The organism is Streptomonospora litoralis (assembly GCF_004323735.1).
Classification (GTDB): Bacteria; Actinomycetota; Actinomycetes; order Streptosporangiales; family Streptosporangiaceae; genus Streptomonospora; species Streptomonospora litoralis.
Genome location: NZ_CP036455.1, coordinates 349,781 through 363,926, shown reverse-complemented (window position 1 = coordinate 363,926; position 14,146 = coordinate 349,781). Strand labels below are relative to the sequence as shown.

Annotated in this window: 13 protein-coding genes; 4 read left to right on the top strand and 9 right to left on the bottom strand. The window is 72.9% G+C overall.

Annotated features, from left to right (window positions below):
* Nucleotides 1-167 precede the first annotated feature (167 nt).
* Entirely contained in the window at nt 168-1,196 is a 1,029-nt protein-coding gene (locus EKD16_RS01670; RefSeq protein WP_207391405.1) for a LacI family DNA-binding transcriptional regulator, read from the bottom strand.
* Between the two features lie 126 nt (nt 1,197-1,322).
* On the opposite strand from EKD16_RS01670, the gene EKD16_RS01665 reads away from it, so the two are divergent.
* From EKD16_RS01665 to EKD16_RS01650, 4 genes are all read left to right on the top strand, one after another.
* Entirely contained in the window at nt 1,323-2,708 is a 1,386-nt protein-coding gene (locus EKD16_RS01665) for a glycoside hydrolase family 5 protein (RefSeq protein WP_131096753.1), read from the top strand.
* Between the two features lie 122 nt (nt 2,709-2,830).
* The gene (gene rraA, locus EKD16_RS01660) at nt 2,831-3,325 is read left to right on the top strand and encodes a ribonuclease E activity regulator RraA (RefSeq protein ID WP_131096752.1); all 495 of its coding nucleotides are present in this window, start codon (nt 2,831-2,833) and stop codon (nt 3,323-3,325) included.
* Nucleotides 3,326-3,535: 210 nt separating this feature from the next.
* Nucleotides 3,536-4,093: a hypothetical protein gene (locus EKD16_RS01655; protein ID WP_242677192.1), complete on the top strand. Its 558-nt coding sequence runs from the start codon at nt 3,536-3,538 to the stop codon at nt 4,091-4,093.
* A 76-nt stretch (nt 4,094-4,169) separates the two neighbouring features.
* Nucleotides 4,170-4,895, top strand: coding sequence for an alpha/beta fold hydrolase (locus tag EKD16_RS01650; protein ID WP_131096751.1), 726 nt, complete (start codon nt 4,170-4,172; stop codon nt 4,893-4,895).
* 1,353 nt (nt 4,896-6,248) lie between these two features.
* On the opposite strand, the gene EKD16_RS01645 is transcribed toward EKD16_RS01650, so the two are convergent.
* The 8 genes from EKD16_RS01645 to EKD16_RS01610 all read right to left on the bottom strand — a co-directional run bounded on the left by EKD16_RS01645 (nt 6,249) and on the right by EKD16_RS01610 (nt 14,113).
* Nucleotides 6,249-6,911 (bottom strand): bifunctional DNA primase/polymerase, encoded by a 663-nt coding sequence (locus EKD16_RS01645; protein ID WP_394347302.1) that lies wholly within the window; start codon nt 6,909-6,911, stop codon nt 6,249-6,251.
* Nucleotides 6,912-7,007: 96 nt separating this feature from the next.
* A complete protein-coding gene (hemB, locus tag EKD16_RS01640) occupies nt 7,008-7,991 on the bottom strand; it encodes a porphobilinogen synthase (RefSeq protein ID WP_131096750.1) in 984 nt (327 codons plus the stop codon).
* Between the two features lie 14 nt (nt 7,992-8,005).
* A complete protein-coding gene (locus EKD16_RS01635; RefSeq protein ID WP_131096749.1) occupies nt 8,006-9,694 on the bottom strand; it encodes a bifunctional uroporphyrinogen-III C-methyltransferase/uroporphyrinogen-III synthase in 1,689 nt (562 codons plus the stop codon).
* A gap of 168 nt (nt 9,695-9,862) precedes the next feature.
* Nucleotides 9,863-10,846 (bottom strand): hydroxymethylbilane synthase, encoded by a 984-nt coding sequence (gene hemC / locus EKD16_RS01630; RefSeq protein WP_131096748.1) that lies wholly within the window; start codon nt 10,844-10,846, stop codon nt 9,863-9,865.
* A 2-nt stretch (nt 10,847-10,848) separates the two neighbouring features.
* A complete protein-coding gene (locus EKD16_RS01625) occupies nt 10,849-12,324 on the bottom strand; it encodes a glutamyl-tRNA reductase (RefSeq protein WP_131096747.1) in 1,476 nt (491 codons plus the stop codon).
* Nucleotides 12,325-12,430: 106 nt separating this feature from the next.
* Nucleotides 12,431-13,123, bottom strand: a complete 693-nt coding sequence (locus tag EKD16_RS01620) for a redox-sensing transcriptional repressor Rex (protein ID WP_131096746.1) — start codon at nt 13,121-13,123, stop codon at nt 12,431-12,433.
* Between the two features lie 329 nt (nt 13,124-13,452).
* Nucleotides 13,453-13,740 carry a glutaredoxin family protein gene (locus EKD16_RS01615; RefSeq protein WP_131096745.1) on the bottom strand — a complete coding sequence of 96 codons (288 nt, stop codon included), beginning with the start codon at nt 13,738-13,740 and terminating at the stop codon, nt 13,453-13,455.
* A gap of 112 nt (nt 13,741-13,852) precedes the next feature.
* A complete protein-coding gene (locus EKD16_RS01610) occupies nt 13,853-14,113 on the bottom strand; it encodes a MoaD/ThiS family protein (RefSeq protein WP_131096744.1) in 261 nt (86 codons plus the stop codon).
* Between the last annotated feature and the right edge of the window lie 33 nt (nt 14,114-14,146).

The following is a 14,146-nucleotide window of genomic DNA, read 5'->3' as shown; positions in this document are numbered from 1 at the left end:
TCCCTCGTCAGGCCGGTGCGGTCGCCGAGAGTGCCGTGCGCGCCGCCCGCCCCTCCACCTCGCTTGCGCAGGCGGTGTGGCGTGCAACACACATTTACACCGGTAGAAATTGGAGCACGGAGTCAGCCTGCGGTCAATACCCGCAGGAACGGTCCGCTGCGACGGACTCAGGCCGGGAGCGTCTCGCCGCCGGTGGACTCGCGCACCATGAGCTCGGGCGCAACGACCAGCTCACGCCCGTTGGAACCCGCGCTCAGGCCGCGGGTTATGCGGTCCACCAGCAGCCAGACGGCGGTGCGCGCGATCTCGTCCCGGCCGGGCTGCACGGTCGTCAGACTCGGGGCGGAGAAGCGCCCGTCCTCGATGTCGTCGAAGCCGGCCACGGCGACGTCCTCGGGCACCCGCAGGCCGCGCTCGAACAGCACGCGCATCGCACCGAGCGCCAGAACGTCGTTCAGCCCGTAGACGGCGTCCACCTCGACGCCGCTGTCGAGCACCCTGCGCATGGCCTCGGCCCCCGTGGTGCGCGTCCACTCCAGCGCCTCGCCCGTGCGCCGCGGGTCGTGCTCGATCCCGGCGTCGGCGAGCGCCCCCGTGAATCCCTGCGTGCGCAGCGAACCCGCTCCGGCGCCGCGTTCGTCGTAGGAGCCGATGACCGCGATGCGCCGCCGCCCCCGCTGAAGCAGGTGCTCGGTGGCCGCCCGCGCGCCGGCGACGTTGCCCATCGCCACGTGGTGCACACTGCCGTGCAGCGCGCGCTCGCCGAGCAGGACCAGCGGATAGTCCACCTCCAGCCGGTGCGCGTCGGCGGGGCGCAGGCCCAGCGGCGAGAAGATCAGCCCGTCGGTCATCCGGCGGCGGTCGCTGGTCAGCGCCTCCAACTCCCGGTCGCGGACACCCCCGGTCCGCTCGACCAGCACGGTGTAGCCGCGTTCGGCCGCCGCCACGATCACCTCGTCGGCCAGCTCGGCGAAGTAGGGCAGGCGCATCTCCGGTACCGCGAGCGTGATCATCCCGGTGCGGCCCAGGCTCAGATTCCGCGCCGAGAAGTTCATCTGGTAGCCGAGATCGGAGATCGCGGCGAGCACCCGATCCCTCGTTGCCGGGCTGACATGCGGAAACTCGTTGACCACGTTGGACACGGTCTTGACCGAGACCCCGGCACGCCGGGCCACATCGCGCATCGTCACAGGCACTGCGTGCCACCTCCGGGACCAGTCCTCTTCCGCCGACTCCGCACCGCGTCCTCCCCACCCGACCGTGGACGGCAGGCCGCAGTTCGGCCTAAGTTAGGGTAACCGGTTACAGAAGGGGAGGACGGCATGGCGGAGCTGCCCTGGTTGCGGGTCGACGGACCGCGTCTCGTCGACGAAGGCGGGTCGACGGTGACTCTGCACGGCGTCGGCATCGGCGGCTGGCTCAACATGGAGAACTTCATCACCGGTTATCCCGGTACGGAGCAGCAGCACCGTGACGCCCTGCGCCGAGCGCTCGGCGAGGAGGGCTACGCGCGCTTCTTCGACACGTTCCTGAGCGGGTTCTTCGCCGAGGCGGACGCCGCCCACCTGGCCTCGCTCGGATTCGACTCGGTGCGCATCCCGGTGAACTACCGGCACTTCGAGGACGACCTGGCCCCGTTCCGGCTCCGGGAGGAGGGCTTCGCCCACCTCGACCGCGTCATCGCGGAACTGGCCCGCCACGGCATCTACTCGATCATCGACCTGCACGCGCTGCCGGGCTGCCAGAACCAGCACTGGCACAGCGACAACCCGACCCATATCGCCGCGTTCTGGCAGCACCGCCAATTCCAGGACCGCGCTGTGTGGCTGTGGGAGGCGATCGCCGACCGCTACCGCGACCGCCCCGAGGTCGCCGGCTACAACCCGGTGAACGAGCCCGCCGACCCCTCGGGCGAGCTCATCGGCCCCTTCTACCAGCGGTTGGAACGCGCGATCCGCGCCGTCGACGACCGGCACATCCTCTTCCTGGACGGCAACCGCTACGCCACCGACTTCAGCGCGTTCACCGAGCCGCTGCCCAACACCGTCTACTCCACCCACGACTACGCGCTGCCGGGGATCGCGAGCGGGACGGGCTATCCGGGCGTCACCCGCGGCGAGTACGTCGACCGCGGCGTGCTGGAGAAGACCTTCCTGCGCCGCACCGAGTACATGCGGCGCACCGGCACCCCGGTGTGGATCGGCGAGTTCGGCCCCGTCTACCCCACCGACCGGCCGCTGGAGGAGTGGCGGCTCAGACTGCTGGCCGACCAGCTCGACATCTACCGCGAGCACGGCGCCAGCTGGTCGCTGTGGACCTACAAGGACATCGGGCTGCAAGGGCTGGTCCACGCCCGCCCCGACAGCCCCTACCTGGATCGCATCTCTGATGTGCTGGAGGCCAAGCACCGGCTCGGCACCGACTCCTGGGGCGGCTCGGACGCGGGCGTGCGCGCGATCCTGGACCCGGTCGACGAGGTGTTCGACCGCGAGTTCCCCGACTTCGACCCCTACCCGTGGGGCCGCAGGCAGTACGTCGCCGGGCTCGTCCGGCACACCCTGCTGTCGGAACCGCTCGCGGAGCGCTTCGGCCGCGCCTTCGCGGGAGTCGGGCCCGACGAGGCCGAGCGGCTCGCGGCGTCGTTCCGCTTCGAGAACTGCGTCGAGCGCACCGCGCTGTCCGCGGTGCTGCGCGCCCACCTGACCTGAGGCTCCGGCGAACGGCACGCCGCGGCACCCGCCCCGATCCGAAGGCGCCCCAGGTTCGGTCCCCGGCCGCCTCATCAGTAGGTTGTGACGGCACCGGCTGTTCGAACCGCAAAGGACGTCTGATGACCGAGGTCTTCGCCACCGCCGACCTGATCGACGCGCACGGCGACGCGCTGGCCAGCTGCGAGACGCAGTTCCGCCAGTTCGGTGCGCGCACCGCCTTCCACGGGCCGATCGCCACCGTCAAGTGCCACGAGGACAACGCGCTGATCAAGGAGCAGCTCAGCCAGCCCGGTGAGGGCTGGGTGCTGGTGGTCGACGGGGGCGGATCGCTGCGCACGGCGCTGATGGGCGACCTGGTCGCGAAGGCGGCCCGGGAGAACGGCTGGGCGGGCGTCGTGGTCAACGGGGCGGTGCGCGACGTCGCCGAATTGGCGACGCTCGACCTCGGTATCAAGGCGCTGGGGTCGAACCCGCGCAAGTCCGCCAAGACCGGTGCCGGGCTGCTGGACTCCCCCGTGGCGTTCGGCAACGTGGTCTTCGCCCCCGAGACCTGGCTCTACAGCGACGACGACGGCATCGTCATCAGCGAGGAGAAGCTCGACGTCCCGGCGTGACCGGGAACGCCGGCCCGTGCCGCGCCCGGTAGGAGCGGTACCGCGGACGTGAACGGGGCGCGGCGGCGTTGTGGCGCGGCCCTGCCGCCGTCGGCGATCATCGGAGACAGCGGAACAGGACCGTGCCGTCGGCGGCAGACCCGGCGGCTGCGCCGGGCCGCGGACCGCCGCAGGCAGGGGCGGCGGGAACGCGGGCGAAGAGGAGGACGGGTGGCAGCGCACGGAGGCCGGGCGGAGCGGCCCGACGAGGTTCGGGCGGCAGGCCGGCCGCCGGTGCTCGGCGTGGACGTCGGCGGCGTGATCATCGACCGGGTGGCCGAGGACCACGACACCTCGTTCTTCGGCGAGACGCCGATGCGCACTCCGGCGGTCGAAGGGGCCTTCGAGGCGATCGCGGTACTGGCCGCCGACCCGTTCCAGGGACGCGTCCACCTGGTCTCCAAGGCCAAGCTCGCTACGGCCGACCGCACCCGCCGGTGGCTGTCCCTGCACGCGTTCACCGGACGCACCGGAGTGCCCGAGACCAACCTGCACTTCGTGTTGGAGCGCGCCGACAAGGCGCCGGTGTGCCGGCGGCTGGGGATCACCGACTTCGTCGACGACCGGCTGGACGTGCTGCGCCACCTCGGCACGGTGCCGGGCCGCTACCTGTTCACCGGCGGAGGCGGCGACGCCGAGGCCCCGGACGAGCTTCCGGAGTGGGCTGAGCGGGCGGCCACCTGGCCGGAGCTGATCGCGGCGATCCGCCGCTCCGTTGCCCGGCGATAGCGGCGCAGCGGGTCGTCTTCGACCCGCGAGCCGGCGGGCGGTGGTCGCGCCGCGGGGCCGCGACTACCGTGGCTCCATGGCTGATTTCGTGCTTGTACCCGGCGCCTGGCTGGGCGCGTGGGCGTGGGACGAGGTGGTGCCGCGGCTGCGCACCGCCGGACACGGAGTCCACCCCGTGACGCTTACCGGCCTCGTCGGCGAGGACGACGGCCGCGCCGACGGGGAGCACGACGCCGTCGGCCTGGAGACGCACGTGCAGGACGTCGTGCGTGCGGTGGAGGACCGCGGCCTGAAGGAAGCGGTGCTGGTAGGGCACAGCTACTCGGGCATCCCGGTGGCCATGGCCGCCGAGCGGATCGGCGCGCGCCTCGCACGGCTCGTCTTGGTCGACGCCGAGATTCCGGTCGAGGGACGCTCGTTCGCGAACAGCCTGTGGGACGGCGGCGGGATGGCCGCCGCGGCGATCCGGCACAACGGCGGTTTCTGGGCGCCGCTGATAGCCGAGGACTTCGAGGGCCAAGGGCTGAGCCAGCAGCAGGTCGAACGGATCGTGGCGGGCTCCGTGCCGCACCCGGGCGCCTCGCTGACCGAGCCTGCCTCGCTGGCGCGCTCCCTGAGCGAGCTGCCGGCGACCTACGTAAAATGCCTGCTCGACGGCCCCGAGCCGCGCACGGAGGTGGCCGAGCTGCTGCAAGGAGAACGCTGGGACCTGGTGGAGATGCACACCGGCCACTGGCCGATGTTCTCCCGCCCCCAAGAGCTGGCCCGTGTGCTCATGGAGACGACCGGGGCGCGCTCCTGAGCCGTCTTCTCCATCGGTAGAGGGGGCGGAGGCGCAGGAGCGCGGCTCGGGCCTGCTGTGGGGCCTTGTCGGTCTGCCGGGTTGTAGGTGGTCTTCACTGGAAAAGCGGCGGCGAGGACGGCGGTGGGGTCGGGCCCGCGCCCACCGGGGCGGGTGCTCGCCGGTGGCGGCGGCCGACGGGGGCGGCCCCGGTCCGCTGTGCGGCCTTGTCAGTCTGCCGGGAAGCGGGTGACCTGGAGAAAAAGCGGCGGCGACGGTGGCAGCGGGGCCGGGCCTGCGGTCGTCGGTTCGGGTGCTCGCCGGTGGCGGCGGCCGACGGGGCGGCTCGGGTCTGCTGTGCGGCCTTGTCAGTCTGCCGGGAAGCGGGTGACCTGGAGAAAAAGCGGCGCCGAGGATGGCGAAGGGCTGGGCCCGCGCCCACCGGTACCGGTGCCCGCCGGTGGCGGCGGCCGACGGGGGGCGGCGACGGCAGGAATGGGGCCGGGACCGCGGACGTCGGTTCGGGTGCTCGCCGGTTGGGCTGCCGACGAGGCGGCGAGGGCACCACGGGGTGGCGCCCGCGGTCACCGGGCCGGGTGCTCGCCGGTTAGGCGCCCGACGTCGGCGGGGCCGGGCCTGGGGCAGTCGGCGGCCGCCATGCAGCCGGACCGGGGCCACGAGATGCACGTACGTGCGGCGGTACCCGCCTCGGCGCCGCCCCGAGACGCCACCCCCGCACCCTCATTCCGCAATACGAAAAAACATGCGGTGTTTTGCCCACAAATACCCGAGTTATCAGTGGACCCACAGCCGCGCCGCGGCGGCGACGGCGCACGAGGCGCACCGAATGGCGCGAAAACAGCCCCGGAGTCAACTTTTCGTACGTCTCGTGGCCGCCGCGCCCGCCGAGGCCACCCGCAAAACGGGCATAGGCCCCCAAAAGTCCACCCCATCGGGGGGTGCGGCTCTCGGAGGCGACACCCAGGCGCAATGAGCGACGCGGCGTCGCCCCCGACCCCCGATCCCGCGCACCCCCGGGGCGTGCGAGCGCCCGCGACCGCGCCCCGCCGCGCGGCCTCCGGCCGGTGCCGGCCCGGCAGGGGACACGGCGAGACCCAGCCGGCGCACCGGCGCCGGTAGGTCCCCTATGCCGGTCCATCCGGCGATGATCGCGAACTTATGGCCGCGGAATACGCCTTCCTGCGACCATAAGTTCACGATAGACGGGCCAAGCCGCGCCGACCGGCCCGCGGCGGCCCAACGCCGCCCGCCGGGCGCGCTACCGGCGAGACAACCGCAGGCCGCAGGCCGCACGCCGCAGGCGTCACAGTTCCGGACGTGGGCGGAGGAACGAGCGCGTCCACCGGGTCGGCGTCAGGACGGCAGGAACTCCTCGCAGGAGTCGGAGAGGATGTCCAGAACTGTGATGGGGTCGGGCAGCGATGTCTCCTCGGGCGAGGTGTGCGGCGCGCGGATCCAGGAGACGGCGTTGCCCGACGGCAGCACCGAGGGGGCGGCGAGGACGTAGCTGTCGCGGCAGTGCCAGCGCAGACCGGGGCTCTCCTCGATGCGCTCGGGGATGCAGTCGAGGTGGCAGGACCACCACTCGTCTTCGTCGACGGGCGAGCGGGTGGCGACGAAGAACAGGTAGCGCTGCGCGTCGACCGCGGCGACGGGGCCGGCGTGCACTCCGGCGCGGCCCATGCGCGCCAGCGCCATGACCCCCGCGCCCGCCGGGACGTCGAACACGTCGAAGACCCGGCCGGTGGGCAGGATGACGTTCGCCTCGGGGTCGGTGCTCCACCATCCGCGGATCTTCTCCGAGTCGGTGGTGGCCTCCAGCCCCCAGGTGGCCGAGACGGGATGGGCGCCGGGGTCGGGGCAGCCCACGCGATCGCATCCGCAGGCGCGCCCGCCGGTTCCCGAGGGGGCCGCACCGCGGCACACCGGCCAGCCGAGCGCCGCGTAGCGCAGGGCGGCGCTCAGCATGCCCTCCACCGAGCGGCGGCGCTTCCGTCTCTGCACAACTTGAGCCACGTTGCCTCCCCGTTCCCCGTCTCGCCGGTCGATGCCGTGGTGCGTTCCGCATCCCCGGCCTCGACCGCGATCCCGGGGAAACGGTGGGTTCCCCGCTCAGCGGAGCAGTCGCGCCGCCTCCGTGGCCCAGTAGGTGAGGATCTGTCCGGCTCCGGCGCGGCGGTAGGAGAGCAAGGTCTCCAACATCACCCTCTCGCGGTCCAGCCAGCCCTTCTCGGCGGCGGCCTCGATCATCGCGTATTCGCCGCTGACCTGGTAGGCCGACACCGGGACCGATACGCGCTCGGCGATTCTGGCGACGATGTCCAGGTAGGCCAGCCCGGGTTTGACCATAACCATGTCGGCGCCCTCGGCGATGTCCAGCTCCACTTCGCGCAGCGCCTCCACGGCGTTGGCGGGGTCCTGCTGATAGCCGTTGCGGTCGCCGAACTGCGGCGCGCCCTCGGCTGCCTCCCGGAAGGGGCCGTAAAACGCGGAGGCGTACTTGGCGGCGTAGGCGAGGACGGCGACGTCGGTGTAGCCGGCGCCGTCCAGCGCGGCGCGGATGGCGGCGACCTGGCCGTCCATCATGCCGCTGGGGCCCACCACCTCCACCCCGGCGGCCGCCTGGGCGATGGCGACGGCGGCGTAGCGCTCCAGGGTCGCGTCGTTGTCGACCTCGCCCGCGGGGGTGAGCAGTCCGCAGTGGCCGTGGGAGGTGTACTCGTCCAGGCAGAGGTCGGCCATGATCACGATGTCGCCGGCGAGGTCGGCGGAGAGGTCGCGCAGCGACCGCTGCACCACGCCGCCGGGGTCGTCCGCGCCGGAGCCGCGCTCGTCCTTGAACTCGGGGATGCCGAACAGCATGAGGCCGCCCACTCCGGCCTCGGCGGCCTCCTGGGCGGCCTTGCGGGCACTGTCGCGGGTGTGCTGCACGACACCGGGCATGGAGGCGACCGGGTTGGGCTCGCCGATGCCCTCCTTGACGAACAGCGGCAGGATGAGCTCCTCGGGCCGCACCCGGGTCTCGGCGACCAGCCGCCGCAATGCGGGTGTACGGCGCAGCCGGCGGGGCCGCGCCGCGGGGAAGTGGGCGTTCATCCAAGGCTCCCTGGTCACACGGTCTTGCGGCGCCGCCCGCGCCGCTTCTGGCTGGGCTTGAGTGCCGGCTTGCCGGCGGCGATCGCCTCGGCCCGCTGGGTGGCACCGTACTCCGCGAGCGCCTCCGCCAGGGCCGAAACCGAGGTTTTCGGCGCGACGACGTCGACACGCAGCCCGAACTCCTGGGCCGTCTTGGCGGTCTCGGGCCCGATCACCGCGATCACCGTCGTGTTGTGCGGCTTGCCCGCGATCCCCACGAGGTTGCGGACGGTGGAGGAGGACGTGAACAGCACCGCGTCGAAGCCGCCGCCCTTGATCGCCTCGCGGACCGGGGCGGGCGGCGGCGCCGCCCGCACAGTGCGGTAAGCGGTGACGTCGTCGACCTCCCAGCCGAGGTCGGTGAGCCCGGCCGAAAGGGTCTCGGTCGCGATGTCGGCGCGCGGCAGCAGCACCCGCTCGATGGGGTCCAGCTCGGCGTCGTAGGGCGGCCACACCTCGACCAGGCCGGAGCCCGACTGGCTCTCGGCGGGCGGTGTGAGGTCGGGCTGGATGCCGAAGTCGCGCAGCGCGGCCGCGGTCTGCTCGCCGACCGCGGCGACCTTCACCCCGGCGAAGGCGCGGGCGTCCAGGCCGTACTCCTCGAAGCGCTCGCGGATGGCCTTGACGGCGTTGACGGAGGTGAAGGCCACCCACTGGTAGCGGCCGGTGACCAGCCCGCGCACAGCGCGCTCCATCTGCTGGGGTGTGCGGGGCGGCTCCACCGAGATCGTCGGCACCTGCTCGGGCACGGCGCCGTAGCCGCGCAGCTGGTCGGAGAGCCCGGCGGCCTGCTCCCGGGTGCGGGGCACCAGAATCCGCCAGCCGAACAGCGGGCGGCCCTCGAACCAGGACGGCTCCTTGTCCCCGGTGACGCCCTTGCCCATGAGGAACAGGGCGGGCGCGGTGACGTTATGCCCCTTGGCGTCGGCGGCCTTGAGGTCCGCGTTCAGCCGCTGCAGCGTCGACGCGACCGTGGTCTGCTCGGTGGTCGAGCCCATGCGCACGACCGCGACGGGGGTGCTCGCCGGTTTGCCGGCGGCGATCAGGGTCTTGCACAGGCGGTCGAAACCGGGGCCGCTGTGCTTGGCGCCGTCGCCGTCGGGCGCGTCGGGGAACATCACGACGAGGCTGGCGTCGCCGTGGGCCAGCCGCTCCCAGTCCAGATCAGGGTCACGGCCGTCGACGATGCGCGCCTCGTTGACGCCCTCGGGCAGCAGCGGGACACCGGCGAAGGCGGGCACGGCGGTCACCGACGAGAGTCCGGGCACGATCTCGTACTCGACTCCGGCCTCTCGGCAGGCCGCCGTCAGTTCGGCGCCGCGGCAGCCCAGCAGCGGGTCGCCGCTGTAGAGGCGCACGACGCGCCTGCCCTCGCGGGCGTGGCCCACGGCGACGGCGTCGATCTCGCCGCCGCACTCGGCCTGGTCGATCACGGCGGTGTCCTCGCCGCAGTGCCGCAGCAGCGCCTCGCGGTACTTGGCCAGCTCGGGGCCGGGCTCGCGGAGGTTGATGACGACGTCGGCCTCGGCGAGCGCCGCGGCGCCCCGCAGAGTCAGCAGCTCGGCGTCGCCGGGACCCGCCCCCACCAAGGCGACGTGTCCGCGCTGCTGGGATGCGTCCGGCGTGCTCGGCGACGACTCCTGGTTACCACTCTGCGGATTCACTGTGCGATCGCTCCTCGGTGTCGCGCTCGGCCGCTCCGTGCGAAGCGCCGAGACCGCAGGACAGCGTCCGGGCGCCCGGCGCGGCGCCGGTGCCCCGCGGACCGCCGGCAGTGCCGTCCGCCGCACTGCGGCGGCACGGCCTGCGTGGTGCCCTGCGGTTTCCTTCTCTCAATCGTGCCTGTGCTGTTCCCCCGCGTCCCCCGTGTTCTCCGCAGCGGCGGCGGCGACGATCCGGTCCGCACCCTCGCCGATCATCTCGCGGGCGAGCTCGCGTCCCAGGGAGGCGCCCGCCTCGGCCGGGTCGCCGTCCTGCGGCAGCGGCACGGAACGTTCGCGGCGCACCGCCTCGCGGCCGTCGTGCGACACCACCGCGGCGCGCAGCCGCAGCCGTCCGTCCAGCAGTTCGGCGTAAGCGCCCACCGGCGCGGCGCAGCCGGCCTCCAGCTCGGCGAGCACCACGCGCTCGGCGGTCACGGCCGCGCGAGTGGCCGTGTGGTCCACAGCCGAGAGGTAGGCGAGGTCGTCGGCGGCGCGCGAGGTTCGGCACTCTACGGCCAGGGCGCCCTGGCCGGGCGCCGGCAGGACCTGCTCGGGCTCGAAGACGTCGGTGACGTCGTCGATCCGGCCCACCCGCGCCAGGCCGGCATAGGCCAGTACGACGGCGTCCAGCTCCCCCTGGGCGACCTTGCCCAGCCGGGTGCCGGCATTGCCGCGGATCGGCACGAAGTTCAGATCGGGGCGCAGCGCGGCCAGCTGCGCCGCGCGGCGCGGAGACCCGGTGCCGACGGTCCCGCCCGCGGGCAGGTCGGAGAATTTGCGGCCTTCGCGGGCGCACAGGGCGTCGCGCGGGTCGTCGCGCTCGGTCACGGCGGCGACGGTCAGGCCGTCCGCGGGCGTGGTGGGGAGGTCCTTGAGGGAGTGCACCGCGAAGTCGATCCCGCCTGAAAGCAGCTCCTCGCGCAGGCTGTTCACGAACACGCCGGTACCGCCCAGCTGGGTGAGGTGGGCGCGGGTGACGTCGCCGTAGCTGGTGATCAGCTCCAGCTCGACGGCGGTGCCGGTGCGTGCGGTGATGGCGTCGGCCACGGCCTGCGACTGGGCGGTGGCCATCGGGCTGCGGCGAGTGCCGAGGCGGGCCGGACGGTCGGGCACGGTCACCCCTCCTCGCCCGGAGCGGGCTCGATGCGGCTGACGGCGTCCGGCGCGCCGGGATCGAGGTCGAACAGTTCGCGCAGGGCGGCCTCATAGGAGTGGCCGTCGGGCCCGGCGGCCAGCTCCTTCACCCGCACGGTGGGCTGGTGCAGCAGCTTGTCGACGACACGGCGCATGGCGTGGGTGACCTCGCCGCGGGTCTTGTCGTCGAGGTCGGGCAGCCGCCCCTCCAGCCGGGTCAGCTCCGACTCCATGACGGTGCGGGCCTTGCTGCGCAGGGCGACGACGGTGGGTGCGACGAGTTCGGCGCGGCGGACGCTCTGGTACTCGGCGACCTCCTCGTCGACGATCCCGCGGACCAGCGAGATGGCGCCGGACCGCTCGGAGGTGTCGTCGGCACCGTCGGCGACGGCTTGGCGCAGGTCCTCGATGTCGACGAGGTCGACGCCGGCGACCCCGCGGACGGCGGGATCGATGTCGTGGGGCAGCGCGAGGTCGAGGAACACCACCGGCCGCGCCTGCGAGCGGGCGGCCTGCGCGACGTCGTCGCGGGTGAGGACGACTTCTTGAGCGCCGGTGCAGGAGACCACCAGGTCGACCTCGCCGAGCACGTGCGCGGCGGAGTCGAAGGGCACGGCCCGGCTGCGGATGGGTTCGTAGGCCTCGGTGAGGCACTCGGCCAAGCGCACCGCGCGGTCGTGGGTGCGGTTGGCCACGGTCACCTGGCCGGCGCCCTGGCGGGCGACGGTGTTGGCGGCGAGGGCACTCATCGATCCCGCGCCCAGTACGAGCACGCGGAGGCCGGTGAGCGGCTGCGGGTCGGGCAGGGCGGCGGCGACCTCGTCGGCGCCCGGGGCGGCGGCGACCGCTTCGCCGGAGGCCGCCATGGGGCAGCCGGCGGCGTCGGCCGCGGCGGCGCCGGGCGCGATGTCGGGGGCCGAGGCGCCCAGCCGCCGCAGGGCGACGTCCAATCCCAGGCCGACCATGTCCGCGCCGGCGTGGTCGAGGTGGGTCTCGGTGTGGGCCCGCTTGCCCACGCGCAGCGCCCGCTGGCCGAGGTCGTTGAGCACCCGGCCGAGCGTGCCGGCCTCCTGTGCGTCCTTGATGGCGTTGCGCACCTGGCCGAGGATCTGGCCTTCGCCCACGACCATGGAGTCCAGCCCGCAGGTGACGGAGAAGAGGTGCTGGACGGCGCGTTCCTCGAAGTGGACGTACGCGTGCTGGGACAGTTCGCTCAGGGAGACGCCGGTGTGCCAGGAGAGGAGCTCGGTCACCGCCGCCACGGCCGGGTGGAACTTGTCGACGTCGGCGTAGATCTCGGTGCGGTTGCACGTCGAGACTATCAGCGCCTCGTTGACCGAGGGCGCCGACGCCATCTCGGCCATGACCTTCAACCGCGCCTGCCCCTCCAAGGCGACGCTTTCCAACAGCGCCACGGGTGAGCTGCGATGGCTCACTCCTACGGCGAGGACACTCATGCGTACTCCAATGCGGGCTGCATTGCGCTGCTCCGTACCTGCGGCGCCTCCCGCACGCGCGGGCGCGCCCCCTGCTGTGGCCCTGCTGCCCCCGGCTCGGCCGTGCTCACGCCGGCCCTTTCCCGAACGGGTCGAGGCCGGCGTAGCCGTCGGCCTTGCGCTGCTCGTGGAAGGCCAGGATCTGCAGCTCGATGGACAAGTCGACCTTACGCACATCGACGCCCGGAGGCACATTCAGTACCACCGGGGCGAAATTCAGCACACTGGTGACGCCCGCCTCGACGAAGCGGTCGCATACCTCCTGCGCAGACACCGCGGGTGTGGCGATTACCCCGATCGAGACGTTCTCCTTGGCGACAACGTCCTCCAGGGTGTCGATATGCCCGACCGAGAGGCCCGCGACCGTGTCCCCCAGCACCGATGCGTCCGCGTCGAGCAGGGCCGCGATGCGGAAGCCGCGGGTGCCGAAGCCCCCGTAGTTGGCGAGTGCGCGCCCCAGGTTGCCGACGCCGACGATGGCCACCGACCAGTCCTGGGTGAGACCAAGCTCACGCGAGATCTGGTAGATGAGGTACTCGACCTCGTAGCCGACACCGCGGGTGCCGTAGGACCCCAGGTGGGAGAGGTCCTTGCGCAGCTTGGCGGAGTTGACGCCGGTGGTCTCGGCCAGGTGCTCGGAGGAGACCGTGAGGATGCCGCGGTCGTCGAGCCCCTGTAGGGCGCGCAGGTACACCGGGAGGCGGGCGACGGTCGCCTCGGGGATTCCCCGGTCCCGGGGCCGTGGTGCAGGGGGGGTCACGGGCGTGCGCTCCTGGACGGCGATCGTCACTGCCGGATCGAAACGGACCAGCCCGGCGGCGCGGACAGGGGCCGCCCCGCGAGCTCGGTCCCCTATCCCCCCGGCCGGACTGGATGCCGGTTTTCAGATTACGCCCTTGTGAACACGCGCACAAAGTGGGGTGCTTCGTCGCCGCCCAGCGGAGACCGGCTTCCCGCGGGCAGCCGCACTCGGACGGCCTGCGGGGCCTTTGCCGTGACCGGGCGCCGGTGACCGGGGCCGGAGGCCGGACGCGTCCGCCCCGCAGGTTCCCGTCCCCCGCGGGCAACCCGTCGGGCGGCCGAAGCCGGTCAGCCGCCCGCCGGACGCGTCAACGCCGCGCGCAGCCGCCGCTCGTCCACCCGCCAGAAGTCGTGCTGAGCGCCGTCGACGAACGTAACGGGGATCTTGTCCCAATAGTCGTCGCGTTCGCCGGCGGTGGCCTCGTCGAGATCGCGCACCTCCACGGTCGCGCCGACCTCGATGCACACGCGCTCGATGACCTCCAGGGCCTGCTCGCACAGATGGCAGTCCGACTTGCCCAGCATGGTCACCGTGCGCTGCGCGGCGGCGCCGGAGCCGCCCGTGCCCTCGCCCATGTCGGTCTCCCCCTCACTTCGTGTCGTCCCGGGCCGCGGCGCTTCCCACCCGCGCCCGACCGGTCGGTTACCGCGGCGCGGCGCGCCGCCGCGGCCGCCGCCGTTCATCCGCTCATCCGCCGGCGAAGGGCGGCAGCACCTCGATGACATATCCCTCGTCGAGGAGCACGTCGGCGTGCGCGCGCGTGCCCACCGGGTATTCGTCCACGACGAACGACGAGCGGTCGAGCACGCGCAGCAGCCGCTCGTCGCCGCTGTAGGCGGCCCGGACCGACTCCAGCACCTCCGCCAGCGTGGCGCCGCTCACCGGCTCCTCGGATTTTCCGGCGGCCTCTTTGGCCGCCGCCCAGTACCTGATGGTTCCGTTCACCATCGATTGATTATCCTTGTTGGTCTCGGAGGCAAA

Excerpts from the sequence above, each read along its gene's own strand:
- rraA (WP_131096752.1), top strand. The coding sequence starts at position 2,831 with ATGACCGAGGTCTTCGCCACCGCCGACCTGATCGACGCGCACGGCGAC.
- hemB (WP_131096750.1), bottom strand. The coding sequence starts at position 7,991 with ATGAACGCCCACTTCCCCGCGGCGCGGCCCCGCCGGCTGCGCCGTACA.
- EKD16_RS01665 (WP_131096753.1), top strand. The coding sequence starts at position 1,323 with ATGGCGGAGCTGCCCTGGTTGCGGGTCGACGGACCGCGTCTCGTCGAC.
- EKD16_RS01625 (WP_131096747.1), bottom strand. The coding sequence starts at position 12,324 with ATGAGTGTCCTCGCCGTAGGAGTGAGCCATCGCAGCTCACCCGTGGCG.
- EKD16_RS01615 (WP_131096745.1), bottom strand. The coding sequence starts at position 13,740 with ATGGGCGAGGGCACGGGCGGCTCCGGCGCCGCCGCGCAGCGCACGGTG.
- EKD16_RS01650 (WP_131096751.1), top strand. The coding sequence starts at position 4,170 with ATGGCTGATTTCGTGCTTGTACCCGGCGCCTGGCTGGGCGCGTGGGCG.
- EKD16_RS01610 (WP_131096744.1), bottom strand. The coding sequence starts at position 14,113 with ATGGTGAACGGAACCATCAGGTACTGGGCGGCGGCCAAAGAGGCCGCC.